Genomic DNA, 5,173 nt, shown 5'->3' with positions numbered 1-5,173 from the left:
CGGCGGCTCGAAGGCCCCGGCTGGCGGCTTCGCGGCGCTGGACGACGGCGAATGGCAGCGCGCGCTGGACCTGAACCTGATGCCGGCGGTGCGGCTGGACCGGGCGCTGCTGCCCGGCATGCTGGAGCGCGGCGCCGGGGTGGTCGTCCATGTCGGGTCGATCCAGGGCCGACTGCCGCTGCCCGAGGCCACCACCGCCTATGCCGCGGCCAAGGCGGCGCTGGCGACCTACAGCAAGGCGCTGGCGAAGGAGGTCGGGCCCAAGGGCGTTCGCGTCGTCCGCGTGGCGCCGGGCTGGGTCCAGACCGAGGCCGCCACCGCGCTGGTCGAGAGGCTGGCGGCCCGCGACGGCACCGACGTCGAGGCCGCCCGGCAGCAGCTGATGGCATCGCTCGGCGGCATCCCGATCGGCCGCCCGGCCTGGCCGGAGGAGGTGGCGGAGCTGGTGGCCTTCCTCGCCTCCGACCGCGCCGCGTCGATCCATGGCAGCGAGCACGTGATCGACGGCGGCACGGTGCCGGTGGTGTAGGACGAAACCCTGGATGCCGAGCGCTTTTTCGCGTGGCCTCTCCCGCCCGGGACCTTTTCAGGATATCGCCATTTGGGCCGATCTATCCCTTCTACCCTCCCCCTCCCCTTGCGGGAGGGGGAGGGGGAGGGGTGTTGGCGCCGATGAGACCGATGTCGAGCGCCCACACCAGCCCCAAAGAAATCCTGGCCGATTCCCATGCCGGCTCGGGCTATCGACAGCCCCTCCCCCTACCCCCTCCCGCAAGGGGAGGGGGAGTGTGAAAATCACACACCGGCTCTGGCGATCGAGTTCTGAAAAGGCCTCCAAGCAGAGAGGCAACGCGAACGAAACACCCAGGATTCGGCTCTGGTCGAATTGCGCCTCACACCGCGTTGGTCAGCGGGCGCCCGGCGAAGAAATTGTCCAGGGCGTCGATCGTCATCCGGCACATCTCGCGATGGGCGGCCTTGGTCATGCTGGCGATGTGCGGCGCCAGCACCACATTCTCCAGCCGCTTCAGCGCCTCCGGCACCTGCGGCTCGTGCTCGAACACGTCGAGGCCGGCGCCGGCGATGGTGCCTGCCTCCAAGGCCGCGATCAGCGCCGGCTCGTCCAGCACCTCGCCGCGGGATACGTTGATCACATGGCCCCGCGGCCCCAGCGCCTCCAGCACCGCGCGGTCGACGATGCCGCGGGTGCCGGCGTCGGAACGGCAGGAGACGACCAGGATGTCCGCCCAGTCCGCCAGCGCCGCCAGGCTGTCGTGATAGGCCCAGGGCACGCCCGGCTTCGGCCGGCGGTTGTGGTAGCCGACCTCCATGTCGAAGGCGGCGGCGCGCCGCGCGATCCGCTCGCCGATCGAGCCGAGGCCGAGGATGCCGACCCGGCGTCCGGCCAGACCGGTCGAGATCAGCGACGGCGGCGCGGCCGGGCGGGTCCACTGCCCGGCGCGGACGAAACGGTCGCCCTCGCCCAGCCGGCGCACGCTGGCCAGCAGGAGGGTCAGCGCCATGTCGGCGACGCAGGCGGCGTTGGCGCCGGTGTTGCTGGTGACGGCGATGCCGCGCGCCTTCGCCGCCGCCACGTCGATCCGCTCATAGCCCGAGCCGTAGCAGCTGATGATGCCGAGGTTCGGCAGCCGGTCGATCAGCGCGCGGTCGATGCCGATCACGCCGATGGTGACGACGCCGCGGATGCGGTCGGCCTCGGGCAGCGGGCCGGCCTCGGCGCTGGCGCGCGAATGCTCGATCAGCTCATAGCGCTCGCGCATCGGGCGCAGCGATGCCTCCGGCATGCCGGGGTGCAGGTGCAGGACGGTTTCGGGCACGGGTCGGGTTCCATCGCCGAGGATCTGGCGCCAACGGGATCGGGCGGGCTCCCGTCGTAGCACGGGTTTCGGCGGCGAGGCATCAGGGGCTTGCGTCCCCCGGCCGGGCGGCGCAGCGTGGGGCCTCCCCGTCGGAGGTCCTGCGATGCTGGCCCGACTGCTTGCCCTGGTGCTGATCATGATCGCGACTCCCGCCGCGGCCCGCCCGCTCGACTGGTCCGCTTTGCCGCTGCCGAAGCTGGAAGGCGGCGCCTTCGCCCCCGACGCCTTCGCCGGCAAGGTGGTGCTGGTGGTGAACACCGCCTCCTTCTGCGGCTTCACCCGGCAGTATGCCGGGCTGGAGGCGCTGTGGTCCCGGCACCGCGACGGCGGCTTCGTGCTGCTCGGCGTGCCGTCGAACGATTTCGGGGCGCAGGAGCCGGGCTCGGAAGGCCAGATCAAGGAGTTCTGCGAGACCACCTTCGGCATCGACTTCCCGATGCTGGCCAAGCAGGCGGTGGTCGGCGCCGACGCCCATCCGCTGTACCGCTGGGCGGCGCAGCAGGACGCGACGGCCGTGCCGAAATGGAACTTCCACAAGCTCCTGATCGGCCGCGACGGCACCCTGCTGGCCAGCTTTCCCAGCGCGGCGGAGCCGACCGGGCCGGAGGTGACCAGGGCCGTCGACGCGGCGCTGGCGCGCTGAGCGGGCCTGAGGCCGGCTTCACATTCGCGTTGCCTCTCCCGCCGGACGCGGGAGAGGTCGGGCGCCCGCGAGGGCGACCGGGTGAAGGGCTGGTCCCGGCCTCGACAAAGGGCCCTCACCCGGAGCCGCTTCGCGTCTCCGACCTCTCCCGCAAGCGGGAGAGGCAACGCATTATATGACCCCTCCGGTGTGACCTGACCCAGCCCTCAGCCATCCGTCCCCAGCTGCTCCAGCAGCGCCGCCAGGGACGGGCGCAGGCGGCGCAGCTCGGCGCGGTGGATGGCGGAGAGGCCGGCCAGCGCCGCTTCGGCCCGGTCGGTCAGCCCGACCAACGCCCGGCGGCCATCCGCCGGGTCGCTCTCGCGCCGCACCAGCCCCAGCGCCTCCAGCCGGTCGACCAGCCCGACCGTGCTGTGATGCTTCTGCACCAGCTGCTCCGCCAGCTCGCCGATCGTCACCCGGTCGCGCCCCGGAAAGCCCTTGATCGCCAGCAGCGCCTGGTGCTGCTGCGGCGTCAGGCCGGCCTCTTTCGCTGCGTCGCCGCTGAAATCCAGGAAGCGCCGCAGCGCGTGACGGAACGCCGCCAGCGCCTCGTAATCCGCCTTGCTCAGGGCCTGGGTCATCGCATCGCGCATCCTCGCACTTGAAATTATATCGCACTACGATATTTATCCGGCGTCCGGGCTCAGCGCCGGATGATGCCCCTTGATCCTCCGGAACCCGGCCCGATGTCGAGACCCGCAGACCCGGCGGCGCACCCCCGCGCCGTCCCCCCGACCCGTTCCGCCCGGCTGCCCTCGGCCAGGCTCGGCGACTTCACCTTCGACCGCGGCGCGCTGCGGCTGATCGCCATGGCGCCGGTGGTCGGCACCGCCGGCACCGCCGCCGCCTGGGCGCTGCTGCAGCTGATCGCGCTGGTCACCAACCTGGCCTATTTCGGCCGGATCTCGACCGCCGCGGTCGATCTCGGCCGGTCGCCCTGGGGCCTGGCCGCGGCGCTGGTGCCGCCGGTCGGCTGCCTGATCATCGGCCTGATGGCCCGCTACGGGTCGGAGAAGATCCGCGGCCACGGCATCCCGGAGGCGATCGAGGCGATCCTGATCGGCCGCAGCCGGATCCAGCCCAAGGTCGCGGTGCTGAAGCCGCTGTCCTCCGCCGTCTCGATCGGCACCGGCGGCCCGTTCGGCGCCGAAGGCCCGATCATCATGACCGGCGGCGCGCTGGGGTCGCTGTTCGCCCAGCTGTTCCACCTGACCTCGGCGGAGCGAAAGACCCTGCTGGTGGCCGGCGCCGCCGCCGGCATGACCGCGATCTTCGGCACCCCGGTCGCCGCGGTGTTGCTGGCGGTCGAGCTGCTGCTGTTCGAATGGAAGCCACGCAGCCTGATCCCGGTCGCCACCGCCGCCATCGTCGCCGCGGCGTGGCGCCCGCTGCTGTTCGAGACCGGGCCGCTCTTCGCCTTCTCCGGCATGGTCGACCTGTCCGGCCCGGCCCTGCTGGCGGTGATCGGGGTCGGCATCGTCGCCGGCTTCGGCTCCGGCCTTCTCACCGCGCTGGTCTACGGCTTCGAGGACCTGTTCGAGCGGCTGCCGATCCACTGGATGTGGTGGCCGGTGCTGGGCGGTGTCGCCATCGGCCTCGGCGGGCTGATCGAGCCCGCGGCGCTCGGCGTCGGCTATGATTCGATCCGTGCCCTCCTGGCCGGCCATCTGGCCTCGGGCGAGGTGCTGCGCCTGCTGGTGGTCAAGGCGCTGATCTGGGCGATCGCGCTCGGCTCCGGCACCTCGGGCGGCGTGCTGGCGCCGCTCCTGATCATGGGCGGGGCGCTGGGCGCGCTGGAGGGCACGGTGCTGCCCGGCGGGTCCGGCGTCTGGGCCCTGCTCGGCATGGCGGCGATGATGGGCGGCACCATGCGCTCGCCGCTGACCGCCGCGGTGTTCGCGGTGGAGCTGACCGGAAACCTGGCGATGCTGCCGGCCCTGCTGACGGCCTGCGTCGCCGCTTATGCCGTCACCGTGCTGCTGCTGAAGCGGTCGATCCTGACCGAGAAGATCGCCCGGCGCGGCCACCACATCCTGCGCGAATACATCGTCGACCCGTTCGAGCTGACCCGCGTCGGCGACGTCATGGTGGCCAAGGTCGACACGCTGCCGGCGGCGATGCCGGTCGACGACGCGGTCGCCTTCTTCACCGAGGAGGGCGCGGGCCCCCGGCACAAGAGCTATCCGGTGGTGGACGAGGCCGGCCGCCCGGTCGGCATGGTGGCGCGGGCCGACGTGCTGCGCTGGACCGTCTCCGGCTGGCCGCGCGGCACCAGCCTGGCCGACGCCGTCTCCGGCGCCCCCCTGGTCACCGGCCATCCGGACGAGATGGTCGGCCGGGTGGCGGACCGGATGGCGGAGGCCGATGCCGGCCGCGTCCCGGTCACGCGGCGCGAGGATGGCGTGCTGGTTGGCATCCTGGCGCGGAAGGACCTGCTGCGGGTGCGCGCCCGGCTGTGGACCGAGGAGATCGAGCGCGCCCGGCTGCTGCGGCCGGGGCAGCGGTAGGGGACCGCCGACAAGAACACCGATTGCCTCTCCCGCCTGGCGGGAGAGGTGGGCGTCCGCAGGACGACCGGGTGAGGGCTGGCCCAGGCCTCGACAAAATC

At 72.4% G+C, this 5,173-nt stretch carries 5 protein-coding genes; 3 read left to right on the top strand and 2 right to left on the bottom strand.

Going from position 1 to position 5,173, the window contains the following annotated elements; translation table 11 throughout:
- The coding region (locus P409_RS26200; protein ID WP_034845342.1) for an oxidoreductase at positions 1-529 on the top strand (529 nt) is incomplete at its 5' end.
- Between the two features lie 364 nt (positions 530-893).
- On the opposite strand, the gene P409_RS26195 is transcribed toward P409_RS26200, so the two are convergent.
- Entirely contained in the window at positions 894-1,838 is a 945-nt protein-coding gene (locus P409_RS26195) for a 2-hydroxyacid dehydrogenase (RefSeq protein WP_052121413.1), read from the bottom strand.
- Positions 1,839-1,983: 145 nt separating this feature from the next.
- Between P409_RS26195 and P409_RS26190 the strand changes: the two genes are divergently transcribed.
- Entirely contained in the window at positions 1,984-2,523 is a 540-nt protein-coding gene (locus P409_RS26190) for a glutathione peroxidase (protein WP_052121412.1), read from the top strand.
- A gap of 206 nt (positions 2,524-2,729) precedes the next feature.
- On the opposite strand, the gene P409_RS26185 is transcribed toward P409_RS26190, so the two are convergent.
- Positions 2,730-3,146, bottom strand: a complete 417-nt coding sequence (locus P409_RS26185) for a MarR family winged helix-turn-helix transcriptional regulator (RefSeq protein ID WP_238578775.1) — start codon at positions 3,144-3,146, stop codon at positions 2,730-2,732.
- 105 nt (positions 3,147-3,251) lie between these two features.
- Between P409_RS26185 and P409_RS26180 the strand changes: the two genes are divergently transcribed.
- Positions 3,252-5,072 carry a chloride channel protein gene (locus P409_RS26180; protein WP_052121411.1) on the top strand — a complete coding sequence of 607 codons (1,821 nt, stop codon included), beginning with the start codon at positions 3,252-3,254 and terminating at the stop codon, positions 5,070-5,072.
- Positions 5,073-5,173 lie beyond the last annotated feature (101 nt).

Source organism: Inquilinus limosus MP06, assembly GCF_000767795.1.
GTDB lineage: Bacteria > Pseudomonadota > Alphaproteobacteria > DSM-16000 > Inquilinaceae > Inquilinus > Inquilinus limosus_E.
Note: the sequence above shows the minus strand (reverse complement) of the source record. Positions and strands in the feature narration are given on the sequence as shown.